Genomic DNA, 18534 nt, shown 5'->3' on the forward strand with positions numbered 1-18534 from the left:
GCACGAATTCGTGTGTGGTCGAATGCGGTTTAACCTGACTTCATGCACGCAGAGATCCCCGAACTCCCCGCCCGGTGGACCGCGCCCGGTCCGGTGATCGTCGTCGGGATGACGGCCTGGCTGATCGCCACCCTCGTCGTGGCGATCTGGGACCTCGGCACCGACACCACACTCACGATCTGTCTGGTGGGCCTTGGTGTGGGTCTGTTCGGGTGCTTTGTTGTGTATCTGCAGAAGCTTGCGGTGCGGCGCGGGAGCCCGGCGGCTCAACAGGGCCTGTCCTGAAGGTCATCCAGGTCGCAGCTGCCACAAAGAGCGCCCCCAGCGTCCATCCTGCGACGACATCAGTCATCCAATGCGCTCCGAGGTACACACGGGTGACGCCGATGGCCAGCGCCAGCAACGGCGCGAACAACAAGACCCACATGTGTGCCCGAACCCAGGGGCTGAACCGGTAGATGGCCACTGCTGTCAATCCGTAGACCACGGTCGACGACATGGCATGACCTGACGGGAACGAGTGGGTCGAAAGATCCACCAAACGTTCTGGCATGGGCGGCCGATCGCGGGAGAACAGTTCCTTCAGGGCGACCATCATCAGTGAACCCACGGCCGAGCCGAGGCCGACGAAGAGTGCGAGTCGCCACTGGCTGCGGAGAGCGAAGAAAGCGGTGACAGCGATCGCGACCAGGAACAGCGTCAAGGTGTTGCCCAACGTGGTGATCGCCTTCATCACCGTGGTCCAGGTATCTGTGCGGTGATCGACCATCCAGTCCAGGACGTGCTGGTCCGGACCGAACGATGTCTCCCGGTCGGTCGCGGCCACCAGACCGCTGCTGTCCGGTAGATCAGCCGGGTACGACGCGGGACTCTGTATCAACATGGATCAGTCCATCCTCGTCACGCCACCACGGCACCCGGTACTCGGCACTGCTGCCCCCTCGGCGCAACACAACGGTCAGTTCCGAGTGCACCCTGATGGGTCCGACGGGCAGCTCGCGGTTTTGCGACAGGGCCGTCTCCAAGGCCCAGGGCTGCGCATCCCAGGTCGATTCCGACCCAGCCTCGACCGGCCCTCCGACGAACTCCTCGCTTGCGGTCGGGATATCAAGCAGATCAGCGAGATTGGCGGCCAGAGCGTATTCGCCAGGCAGCACCGACACGGCCACGGCCGGGTCCAGTGCGGCCACCATCCACGGCGCGTCGAGTACAACCGCCTCCGGCGCCACCGATCCGGCCAGGGTGCGATATCCCACCGGTGGTTCGAGGTCATCGAGACGGATACGACCATCGCGCAGTGCACGCGCCATTTCGGTATGAACCGCCGCCGCCACCGATGGCGTGATGCTTCGATCCACATCGGCCAAGTGCTGCAACATCATCCGCGCCTGCTCGGTGTCTTCCACGTCGATGCTGCCGAGGGCGCCTGCGAGACCGTCGGCCTGTGGGTGCTCCAGTGGATCGAGCAGACCCCGGGCGGCCCGGTCGCTCGGCGCCCGCCACCCGCCCAACCGAATCCCGTCGATCACGGCGAAATGTCGTAGCCACCAGGCCGTATAGCCGCGGCGTTCGGCGAGCAACACGGCGACGTCGGGCGATTCGGCCAGCAGCGTGAGCGCCTGCGACCACTTCTCGGGGTCGACCAGGTCGAGATCACGGACCGCAGTCAATGTTTGAGGTGCATCGGTCAGCGTGTCCCACCACTGCGATTCGTCGGGCAGGTCGTGGTCGGGACCGGTCGGATATTCCTCGCGGGCCAATGTGAAGTCCCAGCCGACTCCAAGTGCCCGCAGGGCCGCTGCCCCGTACTGCTGCACCCACTCCGGACTGACCACTCCGAACGGTGAATCATCAACCAGCACAGCGGCCAACGGACTGTCCGGCAGCAAGAGTTCGTCCGCCGGACGGGGTTCGTCATCGATGGTCGGCAGCTCCAGCGAGCCCAGCCATCCCGGGACCGACGAATCCGGGGCGCTGCGAAGAAGACCCAGCACACTTCGGGCGAGTTGTTCACTGCCCGGATCGGATTCGATCTCGGCCTGCAGCGCGGGGTCGGCGAGCATCTCCCCCACCGAGATCCGCCGGGCTCCGAGGCGCTCGAGCAGTTCGTGGACCGCATCGGGGTGAATGGTGGGCAGCCACGACGGTGCTGCCGTCTGTGTGTCGTCGGCGTCGGCAGATGCGTACGGCGGCAACACGGTGCCGCGAGCACCGGGCATCGTCCGGCCATCGACCAGTGGCACCGGCAATGCTCCGAGTTCGTCCACCTGCCCCTGCGCGAGTACCGACAGCTCGGCGTAGAGCTCTCCCCACCACCGTGGTTCGCGCACCACACCGGTCAGCCGCGCCGCGATGTCGGCCAGTCCGATCTCGGTGACCCCCACCGAACGCAACCGACTCAACGCAAACCGTTCGGACAGATCCGGATGTACCAACGTGGCGACGATCTCGCCGATCAGCGCAGCGAGACCCGGGGTCAGGTCGACCAACACCTCGGAACGGGAGGGAATCAGATCGTTCCCGTCGGCGCCGGGCAACCACCGATGCTCGCGCAGTTCATCGATCAGCGCGGTCCGCAACCGCTCGTCCTCGTGACCGGCGGCAAAACCCGGCGCCGGAACCAACACAAGCCGATCCACCGCAGGCAGAGCAACAGCGAAATCGGCATAGCCCGTTGCGAGCGTCGCGATATCGGCATCCGGATGTAGTCCGCGACGATCTGCCGTCAGACGGACGTCACCGACACAGATCGCAGGCACCGTGAGTTCGACATCGGTCCGGGTCGGTGCCCGGAGCACCCCGGATGACACCGGAACAACGTGATCGCCCTGCACCGGGAGTAGCCAACGGGCATGTGGCGCGACGTATTCACGCCAGTGCTCGGCGCCGATGGTGACAACATCGCCGTCGCGGGTCCGCGTGAAGTTCTTGTCGCCAACCGAAATCGTCTCGACGGCAGGCAGTTCCAGCAGCAGCTCGACACTCTCGGCGCGAAAATCGGTGACCATGGCAACCGCGTCGACCGCGCCATCGAGTTCCAGCACGATCTCGGTGTCGAAGCCAGGAGCCGGTTGGGTGTCGATCGGCCACGCCAGCCGCAGAGTTGGCACCGGATGCCCGGCCAAGTCGGTTCCGGCGAGCTGCGCCCTGGTGCGCGTCGCCGAGAACTCGATGGATCCGGTGCGAGAACGGATCTGGACGTGGTCGGTGACCGCGGCCACCGCACTGAATCCGACCCCGAAACGCCCGACCAAACCGTGACCGGTCTTGCTCGAGGACCGCAACGCGGTCAGCGCCTGCACGCCCGACCGGTCGAGCGGGGACCCGGTGTTCGCCACGTGAAGATCTCCACCGTCGATCCACACCGCCACCCGGCCCTCGACACCGGCTTCGGTGGCAGCATCGGCGGCGTTGGCAACAAGCTCGGTCAGCAGGCGATCGCGGTACCCGACCCCGACGAGATCGGATTCGGCAGCGGTGTCCTCACGCAAACGAGTGGGCGAGGCCAACCACGACTGCAGGATCGAATCCCGCAACCGATCAACACCAAACGGATCCGGCCCGGTCATCACCGGCACCCGCCGGAGTGCGCCATCACGCGCAGCTCAGGTATTCGCGTGGATTTCGACCGCGCCATCGTCGTAGGCGTCGTAAGCCGGACTGCCTGCACCCTCGGGTGCCTTCACATCCGAGTGCGCCCCGCAGCCGTAGTCGGCGTGGACCACATGCCCATCGGCAGAGAACTCATTGGCGCAGACGCCGAACGCCGCACGCAAGGAGCCCATCACCGGAAGATAGAACGCGCACGAGACGCAGTTGTGCTTCGCGGTGCGGGCCATCTCGGCGGCCGGACCGTGGTCGCCGTCCACCCAACGCTGCGCGGCCTCGATACGGCCCTCGTAGCTCAACAAGCGCTTGCGGCCGAGCCCGATCGCCTCGCCGACCGCCGCTTCTTCGTCGACGAGATCAAAATCACCGTTGTCGACGTAGCCGGGCACCAGCCGCGGATCGTCGGCGGGCGTGGCGAGCAGATCACCTGGATGCAGATCGCCGGGCCGGACCCGCTGATCCCACGGCACCCAGACCGGTGCGGTCAGTGCCGAAGACCCGGGCAGCAGAGCGACCTCGTTGATGGTGACGTCGTCACTGTCGGGGCAACCGGCCAACACCACACACCACTGCCACCCGCGATATCCGGGCACGTTCGCCGCAAAGTAGTGGGTCACCGTGTAGTCGGCCTCGGTCACCGCGTCGAGGTGTTCCCCAATTTCCCGTTCGTCGGCGTCGATGGCGGCCCGCGCCTGATCGACGGCCGAGGTCAGGAGCGACGAAACCCGCTGTTTGTCGGGCTGCGCACCATCGGTCGCTGTTTCTGGCTGTTCAGTAACCGCGTTCACCCCTCTAGTGTGCCGTATCGCAACCCGCCCGGAGTGCACGAGGGTTGGTCGGCGGTCACGAGATAGGGAAGAATCAGGAAAGTGAACCGAGGAAATCCACCACCTGATCCTCGTGCGACCCCCTCGGACCGGGGCGGAGACGCGCGCGGCCATGCTGGTGCATCCGGTCACGACCCCCGGGAGCGTCCGCGCCAAACGCCCACCGCACATCCGGGCTCTGCCAATTACCCGGCGGACGGCGGATCCCCGCGCGCACCGCATCCCGGTCCCCCGCCTGCAGGCCCCGGGATGCGGAAACCACCGCCCCAGAACCAACCGCCCGAAAACCAGCCACCCCCGAATCAACAGCCAACGAGGCAACAGCCCCGGAACCAACCGCCGCGGAACAACCCCCCACGACAAGATCCGTCCGGGGCATACCCGCCACCCGGTGCACCCGGTCGCCACGACACCCGACAGCAGACGTCGCAGAACCGGCACCTGCCCCCGCTCGACGAGACCGACTACCACAGCGACGACAAAGCCCGCGCCATGCCGCGCAAACTCACCGTCACACGGGTGGCGGCCATGCGCGGTCGCGAACTGACGTCCAAGGGCCTGGGGAAAATCCATCAGGCCGCCACGGCGGACGGCGCCGATCGATCCGGACTGACCGCGCTCACGTACCCGACGGTCGTCAACTTCGCCGTCGACGCCGCGATGACGATCGCGCTCGCCAACACCCTGTTCTTCGCCGCGGCCAGTGCCGAATCCAAGGGCAAGGTCGGGCTCTATCTCGCGCTGACCATCGCCCCGTTCGCGATCATCGCGCCACTGATCGGACCACTGCTCGACAAACTGCAACGCGGTCGCCGGATCGCCATGGCCGGAACATTTCTCGGCCGGACCATCCTGGCGCTGCTCGTGATGGCCAACTCCGGATGGGATGCGGCCTCGAGCCAACTCACATACGACCCATGGGTGCTCTACCCCTGTGCCCTGGGAATGTTGGTGTTGTCCAAATCCTTTGGCGTTCTCAAATCCGCGGTGACGCCACGCGTCCTCCCGCCGACCATCGACCTGCCGAGGGTGAATTCACGGTTGACCACGTTCGGCCTGGTCGGTGGCACCATCGTCGGTGGCGGCGTGGCCGCCTTCTTCGAGATGACGCTCGGCAAGGTTCTGCCGCTGCACATTCCGGGCGCGATGGTGTGGCTGGCGATCATCACCGTCGTCGGTGCGGTGCTGTGTATGCGGATCCCGTCGTGGGTCGAGGTCACCGAGGGTGAGGTGCCGACGACGCTGACGTACCACGGTGAGCCGGCCCGAACCCAGATGCCGTCACCCGACGAAACCAAGAAGTCGACGGTCAAAGCGCTGACGGCAACGATCCGGCAACCGTTGGGCCGCAATGTCCTGGTGGGACTGTGGGGCAACGGGACGATCCGCATCCTCACCGGGTTCCTGACGCTGTTCATCGCCTTCTACGCAAAGTCGCAGCAGGGTGGCGGCAGCGGTTGGGCGCAGGTCGCGATGCTCGGCGCGGTGGGTGCGGCAGCCGGTATCGGCAACTTCATCGGCAATGCCACCGGAACCCGGCTCGAGCTCCCGAATCCTCAGCGCATCGTTGTGATCGTCACCGGTTCGTGTGCCCTCGTCGCGCTGCTCGCCGCGGTCTTCGGCAACCTCATCTTCGTCATCATCGCCGCATTGATCGCATCCGGAACCAGCGCAATCGGCAAGGTCTGCCTGGACTCGTCCATCCAGGACGATCTGCCAGACGCGTCCAGAGCGTCCGCATTCGGTCGCTCCGAGACCGTGCTGCAGATGGGCTGGGTGTTCGGGGCCTCCCTTGGCGTGTTGCTGCCGACCAATCTGTCCATCGGATTCGGTGTGGTCACCGTTCTGCTGGTCCTGGGCTTCGCCCAGACCTTTGTCACCAACCGGGGATCGACCCTGGTACCCGGTTTCGGCGGCAAGCGACCTGACATGACAATGCCGACCGGCGCAATCCACGTCGATCCCACCGTGCGGGAGTCGTGGAACAAGGACACACGGAAAAAGGGTGCTCGCGAAGAATGAGTTTGACCGCAGGCGAAAAGAAGTTCGCCACCATCGCGGCGATTGTTGCCGTCCTGTTCGTAGCCATCGTCGGCGGCTCGGTTGCCGCACTGACCGCGGGCCACAAGAGCGACGACATCCCGTACCTCCAGGTGGCCTCCGGCAGCACATTGGTCCGCGTCGAACCGCTGGCCTACTGCACCATCGATCTGTCCAAATGTGAGGGCTCGGCGACGAATCCGCCCACGCGGGTTCCCGTTGCCGTCGGGGACACGCTCATGGTGTCGTTGTCCCATGAACTGGCTGTCGGACCGTGGATCCTGGTGGTGCAGTATCTGACCGCCGAAGGTTTCGACAATGGAACCGAGACCATCTACCTCAGCGATTCCAAACGCACCATCACGTTGCCATCGACCGAGGACAAGATTCTGGCCGTTGTCCAGATCACCCAGCCGTCGCAGATCGAGACCGAACCAGGCGTCTTCATCCAACGAGGCATTTGGGGTATCGACACACTCCCCGACGGCGTCGACGTACCCGCTTCCGGGTAGGTCGGCCCCGCCGAGGGTGGAATCAGGATTCGAGTTCGCGGGCCACGGCCCGGACAACCTCTGAAATACGTTGTGAAGTCTTGCGATCGGGGTAGCGACCAATGCGCAGATCGGGCTGCACCTTGCCTTCGAGCAAGGTGATCAGATCGGCGACCATGCCGTGGAGCTCGTCGGGACTATGCCGCTTGGGCTGCTCCTTGCGGGCTTCCCGGGTGTTCTTGGCAACGCTCGGCGCGGGGTCGAGAATCTTGACCGTGAGCGCCTGCGGACCGCGACGACCCGCAGCCATGCCGAACTCGACCTTCTGGCCGGGCTTGAGCGCCTCGGTTCCAGCGGGGAGCGCTGACGAACGTACATAGACGTCTTCGCCATCATCTTGCGAGAGAAAGCCGAAGCCCTTCTCCGCGTCGTACCATTTCACCTTGCCGGTAGGCACTGTGCTCACCCTCATCTGTTCGCGTGACCCAAAACGAAAGCGCCCGCTGTGACAAGTGCGGTCCAGCCAGACGCGTTTGATCAGTCTAGCCCCTCGACCAGGCTCCCAACACCATGGTTTCCCCCATCGCGCAACCGTGACAGCGAGCTCCGCCTTCGGCTTCGTCCGGCAGGTGAGCGAGCTCCGCCTTCGGCTTCGTCTGGCAGGTGAGCGACCTCGCCTTCGGCTGTATATGCGGCACTGCACTACCGTTGACCACATGCGCAAAGCCGAAGGCGCCGGACTGCTACGGGTTGCGGTGGGGTTGTTCGCGATTGGGCTCATCGCCCTGATCGCACTGTTTCTCGCCGAGCCGATCACCGGCGAAACCGCTCCCCTGTTCGTCTATCTGCTCATCATGTGTGCGCCCTTGGGATTTTTGTTCGGGCTGATTTTTGCCCTCCGATCAGGGCGCCGGGCGCAACAGCAGGCCGACCAGTCCGGCGACAACAACAGCCCCCCACTAGAGTGACGCTCGAGATGAGCCTTCATATTGACGGAGCCCTGACGCCCACCAGCGATGGTTCGGCCCTGCGGCGTGCCTACAGTTGTTTTCCAACCGGCGTGGTCGCCGTATGCCATCAGGGCGACGGTGACCCGATCGGTATCGCGGCGAGTTCCTTCGCCACCGTTTCCCTCGATCCGCCACTGGTATCGCTGTGTGTGCAAAACGAGTCGACGACGTGGCCGAAGCTGCACTCCGCTGCCGTCCTCGGGGTGTCGGTGTTCGCACACGACCAGGACGCTGAGTGCAAGCAGTTGGCGGGCCCGGCGGCAAAGAGGTTCGACGGACTCAACCTCGAAACAACTGCCGACGGTGCGCTGTTCATCGGCGGCGCGGTCGCCCAACTCGCGTGCGAGATCTACAACGAGATCCCGGCAGGCGATCACAGCCTCGTACTCCTCAAGGTGCTGGCCTTGCGCGCCGACACCGACCACGAGCCGCTGGTGTTCCACGCAAGCGCCTTCCGCGCTCTACAGCGTCGCTCCTGACGGATTTTCCGTCCGACACCGCCCGGTGTCCGCCTGTGCTCACCACGCAGGTGCAGCAAACCGTAGGCTGGGGACTGTGACAGCCATCGCCCTCGGTATGCCGACCGGTCCCAACGCGCGACCGGTGACCGACACCGTGATGCCCACTTCCGGACCGATGATCGACACTTTCGGGCGGGCAGTACGGGATCTACGGGTATCGGTGACCGACCGCTGCAACCTCCGGTGCACGTACTGCATGCCGGCCGAGGGCCTCGATTGGCTCGACAGAGCCGACGTCCTCACCGCCGACGAAATCGTCCGGCTCGTCGGTGTCGCAGTCCGCGACCTGGGTATCCGCGCGGTCCGATTCACCGGTGGTGAACCGTTACTACGCAAGGATCTGACCGAGATCATCAGTGCCGTAGCAGCTCTGGAGCCTCGTCCCGAGATCGCGCTGACCACCAACGGCCTGAGTCTGGCCCGCAGCGCCGAGACTCTCGCCGCGGCCGGACTCGATCGGGTCAACGTCTCCCTCGACACCGTCGACGCGGCACGCTTCGCCTCGATCACCCGCCGTGATCGCCTCCCCGACGTCCTCGCGGGCCTGGCTGCGGCGAGCGCTGCCGGTCTACAGCCGGTCAAGGTGAACGCCGTCCTCGATCCCGACACCGGTCTCGCCGATGCGCCCGAACTCCTGCGGTTCTGCCTGGCCGAAGGATACGAGTTGCGCATCATCGAACAGATGCCATTGGACGCCGAGCATCACTGGTCACGCACGAAGATGGTCACCGCCGATCAGATACTCGACACCTTGCAAGCTGACTTCGAACTACGTCCGGACACCGCACCCAGAGGGGCCGCGCCTGCGCAGCGGTGGCTCGTCGAAGGTCACCACACCCCGGACGGCAAACCGGCCCGGGTCGGCATCATCGCCTCGGTGACACGTCCGTTCTGCGGTGACTGCGACCGGACGCGCCTGACCGCCGACGGACAGCTCCGCAACTGCCTGTTCGCCACTTCGGAGACCGACATTCGAGGTTTACTGAGATCAACTGAGAATTCAGATCAGCACATCGCCTTGCGGTGGCGAGAAGCAACCTGGGGCAAATTGCCAGGCCACGGGGTCAATGACCCAGGCTTTCTGCAGCCCTCTCGGCCCATGTCGGCGATCGGTGGCTGACATGGAGATCTGCGTCAGGTTTTTCGCTGCCGCGCAAGCCGCTGCCGGTGTCGAACAAATGGTGATACACCTCACTGACAAAGCGACTCTTGCCGATCTGGAAAATGAATTGGGCCAAGCGAATCCGCAATTGGCCGAAGTGTTGCAACGATGCTCATATCTGCATGAGTCGATAGCGGTCCGAGACCGGTCGCGCACCCTCGCCGGAGGCGACACTATTGACGTTCTCCCGCCGTTCGCGGGCGGTTGAGCAACCGGACACCCGCCCGCACATCGGGTCATTTGACCCACTTGAGCGCTTCCTCCCTTTGAATGATGCTGTGATGTTACTCACATAACGGTTAGATCACGGATCGGACACGGGACGACACTCATAGCGGTGAGCAGCAAATATGCCAAATCCGGGCCAAAAGTCCCCTCGGGATGCACAGTTGGGGCGCCTCAGATAGGCGTGTGCAAGCGCGAATTAACACGTAGCGTCTCACTCGGTCGAACTGATCGGCCACATTGCAACTGAATATTCTCGGATCGCCGCGCCCAACCTCGTCCCGCGTTCCGAGAAACTCCAAACGTAATTCAGGGACGAGGGCGGGGGACCCAAACATCTCCTGGAGATCACCGGATTCCGACGGTCGATGGCGGCAACGCCCGACACCGACGAAATCCTTGGGGTGCAGTTCCGCGCAGCGGAACCGAGCAACCTCTCGCTCGAACCCGACAGCTGACTTCGTAGGCGCGTGGAGAGAGGAAGTAAACCTTATGTCCGGACGTCATCGTCAGCCGACCAACACCGGTCGCACCGTTGCCAAGATCGCCCTCACCTCTGCCGTCATCGGCGGCGGCGCCAGCCTCGCCTTCGCAGGCGGCGGCAACGCCGGAGCGGCCACCGACTCAGAGTGGGACCGCGTCGCACAGTGTGAGTCGGGCGGCAACTGGGCCATCAACACCGGAAACGGTTACCAGGGTGGCCTGCAATTCTCCCCGAGCACCTGGACCGGCCACGGCGGCGGCGAATTCGCCCCGTCCGCAGACCAGGCCTCCAAGGAGCAGCAGATCGCTGTTGCCGAGCGGGTCCTCGCTTCGCAGGGCAAGGGCGCATGGCCCACTTGCGGCACCGGCCTGAGCGGCGCCACCGAGCGCGAAGCTCCCACCGCGGCTCCGAACCTGGAAATCCCGGCCGTGCCCGAGCTCCCGAACCTGTCACAGGCGACCGACGACATCGTCGCTCAGCTCAAGGCCACCATCGATGATCCCGCGCTGCACGACCTGCTCGATCAGGCCAACGCCCAGGGCGACCTCACCCCTGATCAGGTCGCACTGTTCAACGAGTACAAAGGCTACCTCCCCGCTTCCTGATCCACCCTCAGGAAGCCCCTAGACGAAGGACCCCACACGCGACGCGACGTCCGTGTGGGGTCCTTTTCCAAATTCAGGAGCAGGCCGGGGAGATGACCCGGCGTTACCGGGCAGACATGGAAGTAACACGCCCGTAACAATGCGTGAAGATTGCACATCTATGACGTGAACGACTGTGCAACGTTCGCGTTGCCGGGCACCGGTGCAGGCGGAAAACTCAAGTCGCACAGCCCCGCACCATATCGGCCCAGGTGCGTTTTCCGGAGGAGCCACATTGAACGCTCATCTCACTGCCGCCCATTGGGTGTATCTCGTCGGGATCATCGTCATCCTCATCACGATGGCAATGCGCAAGAACATCGTCGTACCTGCTGTAATCGCCACATTTCTGACCGCTTTCGTCTTCTCCGGCAGCATCATCACCGGTCTCGCATCGATCTTCAATGCCAGTCTTGTTGCCGCCAAAGAGCTTTTCAACATCTTCCTCATCATCGCCATGGTCACGGCAATGTTGGGCGCACTTCGTCACATGGGAGCCGACCGCCTGATGGTCGCTCCATTCAGGCGCGTGATGCGTACCGGCACAAGCAGTTTCATCGTTCTGGCGGTCGTCACCTACGTGATCTCGTTGTTCTTCTGGCCCACACCTGCGGTTCCACTCGTGGGCGCAGTGCTCATCCCGGTGGCCATCCGCGCGGGTCTGTCGCCACTGTCGGTGGGTATGGTCATCGCCATCTGCGGTCAGGGTATGGCACTGTCGTCGGACTACATCATCAAGGTCGCGCCCGGAATCTCTGCAACAAGCGCGGGTGTGGACACCGACACGGTGGCCGACAAGGCGATGATCCTCTCGCTCATCGTCGGCCTGACCGCCCTCATCATCACGTTCGTCATGCAGCGCAAACACTGGCGCTCCCCGTCACCGGACCTGCTCGTCGAATGGGAGGCCGAGGCGGACCGTGGTGCCGACGACCTGCGTGATGAGCTGGGCGAAGACGGTGGTGTCGGCGGACCGGGCTCCGAGCCCGCCGGCGGACCCGCTGGACCACGGCCGGACGGCGCAGAACCGGTGGCGATCGCGGCCACCGCCACACCCTCCACTGCGACTGCCGTCATCGAGCGCAAAACAGTCGTGGACGACCAACCGCCTGCGAAGTCGGCGATGGCTCGCACCTTCGCGATGCTGGTACCACTGGTGTATCTGGCCCTCGTGGTCTATCTCATCTTGGGGAAGGTGGGTGTCGTCCCGGCCCTGAAGGGCGGCGATGCAGCCGCCATCGTCGGAGGTATTGCCACTCTCGTGCTCTTCGCGGCCGCCGCGGTCTCCGACAAGGGCAACTTTCTCGAGACCACGTCCGAGCACCTCATCGACGGCCTGGTCTTCGCCTTCAAAGCGATGGGCATCGTGCTCCCCATCGCCGGCTTCTTCTTCATCGGAAACGCCGACTTCTCCGGCGCGATTCTCGGCTACTCCGACGACCAGGCGGGTCCGGCAATCCTGTTCGATCTGGTGAACTCCGCCCAGTCGCACCTCCCGCAGAACTCGTTCGTGACGGCGTTCGGCATCCTGTTCATCGGCATGGTCGCGGGTCTGGAGGGCTCCGGTTTCAGTGGCCTGCCGCTGACCGGTTCACTCTCCGGGGCTTTGGGTCCAGCCGTCGACATGGATCCCTCGACCCTTGCGGCGATCGGTCAGATGGGCAACATCTGGTCGGGCGGTGGCACGCTCGTTGCCTGGTCATCACTCGTCGCCGTGGCCGGATTCGCCCGCGTTCCGGTGCTCGACCTGGCCCGCAAGTGCTTCCTGCCCGTCGTCAGCGGCCTGGTCCTCTGCACGCTGTTTGCCATCTTGTTCCTCTGACACCGATCCGTCTCGAGTGCCCCGCCGCGGAGTATCCGTGGCGGGCATTCGGTGTCGACCGGTCCGCTCGTCCCCCGTCCACGCTCACCGAGGAGCCCACACACCATGCCGCCGCGCTTCCGTCTCGAACCAGCCTTCATACCCGTCATCGTCCTGACATTCGTCACCGGCATCGTCGACGCGGTCGGCTACCTCGCCCTGGATCGGGTGTTCACCGGCAACATGACCGGCAACATCGTCATCCTCGGTATGGGATTGGCCGGAGCCGACGGACTACCGATTCTCGGGCCATTGCTCGCGGTGCTGGCGTTCATGGCGGGTGCGTACGTGGCCGGCCTGCTTCTACGGGGTCACGAGAAGACCTGGCACCTGCGCCGCACCACCGGCCTGCTGGTCGCCGGGGGCAGCGCGCTCGCCGGCTGTGCCCTGGTCCTTGCCCTCGCCGACTCGCACGCCGAACCTGTCCAGATCGCGGTCGCCGCAACCACAGCGGCCGTGATGGGCTCGCAGGCGGCCGTCGCCCGGAAACTGGCAGTGACCGACATGACGACGGTGGTCGTCACCTCCACCCTCACCCAGCTCGCCGGTGAGTCGTTCATGCTGGGCAGCAGGCACAGCCTCGCAAACCGGCGGCTCGCCGCCATTCTCACGATCTTCCTCGGCGCCGTGGCCGGGGCACTGCTGCTACGCCTGCACGTGGCGGTCCCGATGGCACTGGCCGCGGTCCTGATGATCACCGCCGCGATCATCGGTCATCTCGCGGTACGGGAACAACGTCGCGAAGCAGCGGTTCCCAGCGTCTCCGCGGCCTGAATCCGGACGTGGCATCACACGAACCGGTCGGTGCAGTATGCACAGGAATGTACGAAAATGATGTGCACGATGCAGCATTCGCGGTAGTGCTCACCACCCCACGCGGTGAGAAGGTAGGGTGCGGCGCCGGCCACCCGGCCCGGGAGACTGGGATGAGGAACCGATGACCACCACTGCCGGCCCGGCCAAGACGACAAACACAGACGACGCCGGTACCCCGTTGGCCCTCTCGGCACTGCTTGCCGGGACGCTGGTCGGTACGGTCAGCAACAACATCGTCAATGTCCCACTCGCGGAAATACTTTCCGACTTCAACGCCCCTCTCGAAGACGGGGTTCTCGTCGCCGTTGGCTTCTTGCTCACCTTTGCCGCGGCAATGCCGCTCGCCGGGTATGTCGGGGACCGTTTCGGCAGGCGCCGGGTGTACTGCGGTGCCCTGCTGGCCACTGCCGTCTGCTCCGCCGGTGCTGCCACCGCGCCGAGCCTGGCCGCTCTGATCGCGTGGCGGTCACTCGGTGGTGTCGCAGCCGCCGCGTTCGCACCCGCCGTGATGGGCTTGATCGCCTGGCTATTCGGCCCGCAGCGGCGGGCCAGGGCAGTCGGCGCCTGGGCGAGCGTGAACGGGATCGGGCAGGCCGTCGGCCCGTCGATGGGCGGCCTGATCGCCGGGACATGGGGCTGGCGTTGGGTTTTCGTCCCGCTGATCCCGGTGGCGCTCATCGGATTTGCCGGCACGATGCGTTGGATACCCGCCTATCCGGGACGTGTCATGCGCCTGGATGTGACCGGCGCCATCGCGTTGACGCTGGGGGCCGGAGTCTTGGTTCTGGGCCTGACCCTGGTGCCCCAGCCGCGTGTACACGTGGCCGTCGTGCTCGGCTTGATCGGTGCGGCGGGCGCCCTACTCGGTTGGTTCATCTGGCACGCGCGCCGGGCCGCGGCACCCTTCGTCGACGTCCGGTTGGCAGCCGAATCCCGTTTCGTCCGTAGCGCCGTCGCAGCGTGCGCCCAAATGTTCTGTCTGGGTTCAGCTCTGCTGGCCGTGCCGCTCTATCTCAACGACCACGGTGAGTCCACGGCCGCGGCGGGCCTGATCCTGTTCGCCCTGCCGACGGCGATGGCCCTGCTCGGACCAGTGGTCGGGCGCACGTCCGACTCACTCGGCGCCCGCCGGATGATGAGGGCCGGGTTGTGCGTGCTGATTCTCGCCCAGGTCGCGATGGTGTTGGTGGTCTGGGGATCTGACGGCAACCGCCCGGCCATGGTCGGGGCGTTGATCACCACAGGTATCGGGATCGCGATGGTCCAGACACCGGCCGCCGCAGGGTCGACACGATCCCCCGCAGGCGCGCAGGGCACCGGACTGGGCCTGTTCAACCTCATCCGGTTCGGTGGCTCGGCACTCGGCGCCGCGTGGGTCGCCATCGCGATCGACAGCTGGTCGTATCCGGCACTCTTCGGGGTGTGTGCCATCGTGGCAGCGGCCGGTCTCGGCGCCACCTTCCTCGGGCACGATCCAGAAGACGTCGGGGCCCGGCCGGTGAAAGAACCTCAGCGGTAATTGATCTCGCCGTCCACCGCATGGTGGATCTGTTCGAGCAACTCCAGCCGGATGGCCAACCAGACCGTGAACTGGTTCTCCGGCACCCGGACATCGATACGCAGGGCCCGGGTGATCCTGTCCAGCTTGGACAGCATCGTGTTCCGGTGGACATTGAGGTCACGCGCGGCAGCGTTCACGTTGCCGCCGACGCGGAGATATGTGACCAGGGTGTCGTAGAGGTCCGAGCCCGGGCGCAACGGCCCCAACACATCTCGGACGAGTTGTCGGCCACGATCGGTGCCGGAGACGAGTTCGAGGACCCCGAAGCCACGCAGGTCGCGATACGCGATCGACCCGGTCATCTGCAATCGCTGACCGATACCCAGCGCGACCCGTGCCTGCCGATAGCTCTCCCGGATCTGATCGACACCCAGAGCCGAAGCGCCGTGTGCCACCCGGGTGGTGCGTCCGCCGCGACGTTGAGCATCGAAAGCCATCGCCTCCGCGTATTCGCCCATCTCGACTTCGATCTCCCGGTCGTCGCGGGACTTCAATGTCCGAACCACCACCAGCACATCGCCGATCACCGTGACGTACGAGCGGACTGCCGGATCCGGGAGCACTCCCGCGACGTGACGCGCGATCTTCACCAGACTCCCGCTCCGGTCGGAATCGGACGAGTTCGCCTTCGGCGCGGGCACCGGCACCGGCACCACGAAGACACCGAACGTCGATGTGAGGTCGACGTCGTGGTAGTCCGCACGTGTCTGCAGGTCGTGTTCGCTCGCAAAACTGCCGTGTACAAGCGCCTGTACGAAGTCACCCCGTGCACGTTCCTCGGCTTCGTCGACGCTGCGTTGTCGCAACATCTCTGATCCGACGATCGCTGTCGCCTGTTCTGTGACCACCGCATGCTGAGCGAGATCGTGCAGGCCAGGAGACGACGGTCCACCGGCCAGTACGACAACCCAGCCCTCGAACCATTTTCCGAGCATGATGGAGCTCGCGGTACAGGTATACCGGTGCTCCTCATCGTCGAGTTCGACCACGCAGGTGGTAGCGCCGTGTGCGGACCGGCCAGAAGTACGACTCTGCCGGTCCACCAGATTGTTTCGCAGTCGTTCGTACACTGATGCGGTTTCGTCCCCAGGCATGCCGTGTTGGGCGACGACGGTACCGCGGGCATCGAGCGCGAGCGCCGGACACTGGGCAAGCGTCGAGACCTCTCGGATCAGGATCGCCATCCCGGCACCTCGATGCAGCAGCCCGGCGAGCGTGCTGTGCACGTGGGACGAGTACCGCATGACATGCACTTCTTGATTCAGTGACCGTTCTGCCAGAAGACGATTCAGGTCGGCGAAACCGATCGGGAACGACAGTTCGACCACAGCCATATCCTCAGGCAGGACCATGGCGGCGATCGCCGAGGGGATCGAGCCGTCGATGATCAAGGCCGCAGCACCGCGCGCGGCGAGCGCGGTCAATGCCTGCGGATTGCCCCCGATCGCCTCCGGGCGGGCGTACACCGCAACCGCGTCGAGGTTGTCGTAGCGTCCCATGACCTCACTGAACGGAAGTGCCCATGTCAGCGGACGATCCAGGCTACCGGTTCCGGAGATCACCGTTGCACCGGCCATCAGCGTTTCATCCAGGAGGCCGCGGCCGGTGAGTCGAGGGCTGGGTTCCATGACGGTCTGCCTTCTTCCACAGGGAATTTGACGCCGGCGGTTGCCGGACACACTGCATCCACCCATTATCGGGGTCACTCGCACTCAAACGATGTGCACAATGCCCACATATTGTGTTGATCCTAGGCCACTTTCACCACGCCGTCCGAGCTCCGGCGCTGCTAAAAATGAGATGTCCCGATGGCGACCGCCACGATCGGACACCACACCTACCACCGTGACGTTCGGTGGACCCCCCTCGAAGAGAGCGACCCAATGCATCAAATACACCGGATCACACTCGACGACGCGCTGCCCCTTCTCATGGCCGGCCGCGCAAAGGCCGATGAGATCGGCGTCAAACAGACGCTCTGCGTCTGTGATGAGAGCGCAAATGTCATTGCCCTGCACCGACTTCCCGGAGCGCGGCTGACCGGGGTCGATATCGCGATCGCCAAGGCATTCACCGCGGCAGGACACGAACGGGCGACGCATCTGTTCAACGAGCCGCCGAACGGCCCCGCGCTCCCCGGTAACGAGGCCTTCGGTATCAGCCACATGCTGCCCGGGAAGTTCGCCATCTTCGTCGGCGGCTTTCCATTGATCTACGACGGCCAGATCGTCGGCGCAGTCGGGATCAGCGGCGGCAACGGCGAACAGGACAAGGCCGTCGGCGCCGCGATGCTGGCCGAGTTCGAGTCCCTCACATCTGTCGCGACCAGCTGATTGTGCACATAGACCGTGATCGCCCTGCAGATCCGGCCACTGTGAACCTGGCCTGGCGAAGTGGTCGCCGATAGCGTCGATAGCACCGAATCCAGGTGTAAATCACCAGTTTTCGCTCATCAAAGGCCGCAACGGAGCTGCCCGCGATTGCGCCCTGCACACGAATCGAACATCCTCGAGAGGTAATACCATGACCGAATTGCTCGGACGCGATGAGTTCCGCACCGCGCTGGAAGGTGCGATCAAAGGCCGTGAGGCCAAGAACGCTTCCTTCAGCAAGGCCTGGGCGGAGGGCAAACTCGAAAAGCACCACTTCGCCCGGTGGGCCGAGAACCACTACCACTACGTCGGACCGTTCTCCGACTACCTGGCGAACATCTACTCCAACACCCCCGACCATTACACCGATGCCAAAGATTTCACCCTGCAGAACATGTACGAGGAAGAACTCGCCGACATCCGGCACACCGACCTCCTCATCAAGTTCGGTGAAGCCTGCGGCACCACCAAGGAACGCATCGAGGATCCCAGCAACATGAGTGCCATCACCCGTGGCCTGCAGTCGTGGTGCTACGCGGTGTCGTCTCGCGAGAATTTTGTGGTGGCGACCGCTGCGCTGGTGGTCGGACTGGAGTCGCAGGTGCCCAGCATCTACAAGAAGCAGATCGTCCCGCTGCGTGAGGTCTACGGGTTCACCGAGGACGAGATCGAGTTCTTCGATCTGCACATCACCTCGGACGTGGTTCACGGCGAACGTGGATATCAGATCGTTCTCGACTGCGCGGACACCCCGCAGTTGCAGCAGCGTTGCCTGCAGCTGGTGCGGTGGGGCGCGGAGATGCGCTTCTCCTACACCAAGGGCCTGTACGACACCTACGTCGCGCCAGACCTGGAGCTCGCGTCGGCCTGATCCCCGGCCGAATTGTGGTCCGGCCCGCGGATCCTCGCGC

General features: G+C 64.7%; 18 protein-coding genes and 1 riboswitch. Of the genes, 13 read left to right on the forward strand and 5 right to left on the reverse strand.

The features are described 5' to 3' along the window. Positions 1–42: 42 nt before the first annotated feature. Entirely contained in the window at positions 43–285 is a 243-nt protein-coding gene (locus AC1TQG_RS21710) for a DUF2530 domain-containing protein (protein WP_482140139.1), read from the forward strand. Here AC1TQG_RS21710 and AC1TQG_RS21715 read toward each other — a convergent pair. Genes AC1TQG_RS21715 through AC1TQG_RS21725 form a run of 3 tightly spaced genes read right to left on the reverse strand, consistent with a single transcriptional unit; the run spans position 173 to position 4397 of the window. Beyond that, positions 173–883, reverse strand: a complete 711-nt coding sequence (locus AC1TQG_RS21715; RefSeq protein WP_482140141.1) for a phosphatase PAP2 family protein — start codon at positions 881–883, stop codon at positions 173–175. The genes AC1TQG_RS21710 and AC1TQG_RS21715 overlap by 113 nt on opposite strands. Then, positions 849–3569, reverse strand: coding sequence for a sacsin N-terminal ATP-binding-like domain-containing protein (locus tag AC1TQG_RS21720; RefSeq protein WP_482140143.1), 2721 nt, complete (start codon positions 3567–3569; stop codon positions 849–851). The genes AC1TQG_RS21715 and AC1TQG_RS21720 overlap by 35 nt, the downstream gene beginning before the upstream one ends. 36 nt (positions 3570–3605) lie before the next feature. Continuing rightward, entirely contained in the window at positions 3606–4397 is a 792-nt protein-coding gene (locus AC1TQG_RS21725; RefSeq protein WP_482140145.1) for a DUF3027 domain-containing protein, read from the reverse strand. Positions 4398–4685: 288 nt separating this feature from the next. Here AC1TQG_RS21725 and AC1TQG_RS21730 point away from each other — a divergent pair, with 288 nt between their 5' ends. Together AC1TQG_RS21730 and AC1TQG_RS21735 are read left to right on the forward strand one after the other, a co-directional pair. Next, positions 4686–6458, forward strand: a complete 1773-nt coding sequence (locus tag AC1TQG_RS21730; RefSeq protein WP_482140147.1) for an MFS transporter — start codon at positions 4686–4688, stop codon at positions 6456–6458. Continuing rightward, positions 6455–6988, forward strand: coding sequence for a DUF2771 family protein (locus AC1TQG_RS21735; RefSeq protein WP_482140149.1), 534 nt, complete (start codon positions 6455–6457; stop codon positions 6986–6988). The genes AC1TQG_RS21730 and AC1TQG_RS21735 overlap by 4 nt, the downstream gene beginning before the upstream one ends. A gap of 22 nt (positions 6989–7010) precedes the next feature. On the opposite strand, the gene AC1TQG_RS21740 is transcribed toward AC1TQG_RS21735, so the two are convergent. After that, positions 7011–7424 carry a cold-shock protein gene (locus AC1TQG_RS21740; protein WP_482140151.1) on the reverse strand — a complete coding sequence of 138 codons (414 nt, stop codon included), beginning with the start codon at positions 7422–7424 and terminating at the stop codon, positions 7011–7013. Between the two features lie 259 nt (positions 7425–7683). Between AC1TQG_RS21740 and AC1TQG_RS21745 the strand changes: the two genes are divergently transcribed. The 8 genes from AC1TQG_RS21745 (at position 7684) to AC1TQG_RS21780 (ending at position 15209) form a co-directional block, all read left to right on the forward strand. Then, positions 7684–7935, forward strand: a complete 252-nt coding sequence (locus AC1TQG_RS21745) for a hypothetical protein (RefSeq protein WP_482140153.1) — start codon at positions 7684–7686, stop codon at positions 7933–7935. Between the two features lie 8 nt (positions 7936–7943). Continuing rightward, entirely contained in the window at positions 7944–8456 is a 513-nt protein-coding gene (locus tag AC1TQG_RS21750; RefSeq protein ID WP_482140155.1) for a flavin reductase family protein, read from the forward strand. A gap of 76 nt (positions 8457–8532) precedes the next feature. Next, positions 8533–9618, forward strand: a complete 1086-nt coding sequence (moaA, locus tag AC1TQG_RS21755; RefSeq protein ID WP_482140157.1) for a GTP 3',8-cyclase MoaA — start codon at positions 8533–8535, stop codon at positions 9616–9618. A 1-nt stretch (position 9619) separates the two neighbouring features. Then, positions 9620–9868, forward strand: a complete 249-nt coding sequence (locus AC1TQG_RS21760) for a MoaD/ThiS family protein (protein WP_482140158.1) — start codon at positions 9620–9622, stop codon at positions 9866–9868. 303 nt (positions 9869–10171) lie between these two features. Continuing rightward, positions 10172–10370: riboswitch (cyclic di-AMP (ydaO/yuaA leader) on the forward strand. A 7-nt stretch (positions 10371–10377) separates the two neighbouring features. Then, complete coding sequence (locus AC1TQG_RS21765; protein WP_482140160.1) at positions 10378–10974, forward strand: transglycosylase family protein; 597 nt, start codon at positions 10378–10380, stop codon at positions 10972–10974. Between the two features lie 274 nt (positions 10975–11248). Next, positions 11249–12835, forward strand: coding sequence for a TRAP transporter large permease (locus AC1TQG_RS21770; protein WP_482140162.1), 1587 nt, complete (start codon positions 11249–11251; stop codon positions 12833–12835). A gap of 105 nt (positions 12836–12940) precedes the next feature. After that, positions 12941–13648, forward strand: coding sequence for a YoaK family protein (locus tag AC1TQG_RS21775; protein WP_482140164.1), 708 nt, complete (start codon positions 12941–12943; stop codon positions 13646–13648). A gap of 163 nt (positions 13649–13811) precedes the next feature. Beyond that, positions 13812–15209 (forward strand): MFS transporter, encoded by a 1398-nt coding sequence (locus AC1TQG_RS21780; RefSeq protein WP_482140166.1) that lies wholly within the window; start codon positions 13812–13814, stop codon positions 15207–15209. Here AC1TQG_RS21780 and AC1TQG_RS21785 read toward each other — a convergent pair. Then, a complete protein-coding gene (locus AC1TQG_RS21785; RefSeq protein WP_482140167.1) occupies positions 15200–16879 on the reverse strand; it encodes a PucR family transcriptional regulator in 1680 nt (559 codons plus the stop codon). The two genes, AC1TQG_RS21780 and AC1TQG_RS21785, sit on opposite strands and share 10 nt — an antisense overlap. Before the next feature lie 255 nt (positions 16880–17134). Here AC1TQG_RS21785 and AC1TQG_RS21790 point away from each other — a divergent pair, with 255 nt between their 5' ends. After that, entirely contained in the window at positions 17135–17584 is a 450-nt protein-coding gene (locus AC1TQG_RS21790) for a GlcG/HbpS family heme-binding protein (protein ID WP_482141408.1), read from the forward strand. Positions 17585–17774: 190 nt separating this feature from the next. Continuing rightward, on the forward strand, positions 17775–18494 hold the full coding sequence (locus AC1TQG_RS21795) for an iron-containing redox enzyme family protein (RefSeq protein WP_482140168.1): 720 nt from the start codon (positions 17775–17777) through the stop codon (positions 18492–18494). Positions 18495–18534: the final 40 nt, after the last annotated feature.

The organism is Williamsia sp. Y844, assembly GCF_056786475.1.

Excerpts from the sequence above, each read along its gene's own strand:
- AC1TQG_RS21720 (WP_482140143.1), bottom strand. The coding sequence starts at position 3,569 with ATGACCGGGCCGGATCCGTTTGGTGTTGATCGGTTGCGGGATTCGATC.
- AC1TQG_RS21715 (WP_482140141.1), bottom strand. The coding sequence starts at position 883 with ATGTTGATACAGAGTCCCGCGTCGTACCCGGCTGATCTACCGGACAGC.
- AC1TQG_RS21750 (WP_482140155.1), top strand. The coding sequence starts at position 7,944 with ATGAGCCTTCATATTGACGGAGCCCTGACGCCCACCAGCGATGGTTCG.
- AC1TQG_RS21795 (WP_482140168.1), top strand. The coding sequence starts at position 17,775 with ATGACCGAATTGCTCGGACGCGATGAGTTCCGCACCGCGCTGGAAGGT.
- AC1TQG_RS21760 (WP_482140158.1), top strand. The coding sequence starts at position 9,620 with ATGGAGATCTGCGTCAGGTTTTTCGCTGCCGCGCAAGCCGCTGCCGGT.
- AC1TQG_RS21765 (WP_482140160.1), top strand. The coding sequence starts at position 10,378 with ATGTCCGGACGTCATCGTCAGCCGACCAACACCGGTCGCACCGTTGCC.
- AC1TQG_RS21730 (WP_482140147.1), top strand. The coding sequence starts at position 4,686 with ATGCGGAAACCACCGCCCCAGAACCAACCGCCCGAAAACCAGCCACCC.
- AC1TQG_RS21775 (WP_482140164.1), top strand. The coding sequence starts at position 12,941 with ATGCCGCCGCGCTTCCGTCTCGAACCAGCCTTCATACCCGTCATCGTC.
- AC1TQG_RS21745 (WP_482140153.1), top strand. The coding sequence starts at position 7,684 with ATGCGCAAAGCCGAAGGCGCCGGACTGCTACGGGTTGCGGTGGGGTTG.
- AC1TQG_RS21735 (WP_482140149.1), top strand. The coding sequence starts at position 6,455 with ATGAGTTTGACCGCAGGCGAAAAGAAGTTCGCCACCATCGCGGCGATT.
- AC1TQG_RS21785 (WP_482140167.1), bottom strand. The coding sequence starts at position 16,879 with ATGGAACCCAGCCCTCGACTCACCGGCCGCGGCCTCCTGGATGAAACG.
- AC1TQG_RS21780 (WP_482140166.1), top strand. The coding sequence starts at position 13,812 with ATGACCACCACTGCCGGCCCGGCCAAGACGACAAACACAGACGACGCC.
- AC1TQG_RS21710 (WP_482140139.1), top strand. The coding sequence starts at position 43 with ATGCACGCAGAGATCCCCGAACTCCCCGCCCGGTGGACCGCGCCCGGT.
- AC1TQG_RS21790 (WP_482141408.1), top strand. The coding sequence starts at position 17,135 with ATGCATCAAATACACCGGATCACACTCGACGACGCGCTGCCCCTTCTC.